This window comes from Faecalimonas hominis (assembly GCF_054660755.1).
Window position 1 is genome coordinate 1 of the sequence record NZ_BAAHSH010000095.1, and the last position, 743, is coordinate 743.

The following is a 743-nucleotide window of genomic DNA, read 5'->3' on the forward strand; positions in this document are numbered from 1 at the left end:
TGGATATTATGACCATGCATATCGTTTGATTTTTGAATATTTGGAAGCGTTCTACAATACGAAACGAATTCATAGTCACTGTGATTATATGTCACCAAACGATTATGAAGAGCTGTATCGTAGGCTTCAACAAGACGAATTGCAGTTGGCAGGTTAAGATGAGGAAAACCTCATTTTAACTTGTACTAAATCTTGACATAGGACCATACAATCCCAGTAGTTTGATTTGTCAATTTTTAAAATTCCATCTTTTTACCTCACCTTCTTAGATTTCTTATTGTTTATAAACAACTTCAAATTCTTCACAAACAACTTTCATATCTGAAGTAAATTTTAATCCAGCCTCACTCAAACATTCCGTAAAAAATTTCTCGTGAACTTCTCTCCAAAAATCTAAGGATTTATCTCCCTCTCCTTCTTTGTGAGCGTGTTCTGCTGTTACTGCATAAAATGGAACAATAGTTACTTTTTTAGTTTGAATAATACAAATAGCATTATCCTTAGAGTCCAAAATCACACTATATGCTCCTATTGCAGGCAATGGTTCGTTTTCTAATTCGTATAGAGGATAAGCTGAAGCAGTAGCGGTTTTTTCACCAGTTGCAACTAAATGAACTAACAAATCTGCTTCCACTCCAAAACTCCATTCCTCATAATGACATTCGCCAATGTTATTCTCTGTAACAAATATTTCCCAAAGTTCTTTTCCAGACATAAAATATTCCCTCCAACTTCTAATTGAA

Annotated in this window: 2 protein-coding genes; one reads left to right on the forward strand and one right to left on the reverse strand. The window is 33.9% G+C overall.

Annotation, left to right across the window (positions count from 1 at the left end; all coding sequences use genetic code 11):
• Nucleotides 1–25: 25 nt before the first annotated feature.
• Entirely contained in the window at nucleotides 26–157 is a 132-nt protein-coding gene (locus ACYQ35_RS11790) for an IS3 family transposase (protein WP_423804692.1), read from the forward strand.
• 117 nt (nucleotides 158–274) lie between these two features.
• Here the strand turns inward: ACYQ35_RS11790 and ACYQ35_RS11795 are convergent.
• Nucleotides 275–743, reverse strand: a 469-nt coding sequence (locus ACYQ35_RS11795; protein ID WP_459833824.1) for an ASCH domain-containing protein, incomplete at its 5' end; no start/stop codon positions are given.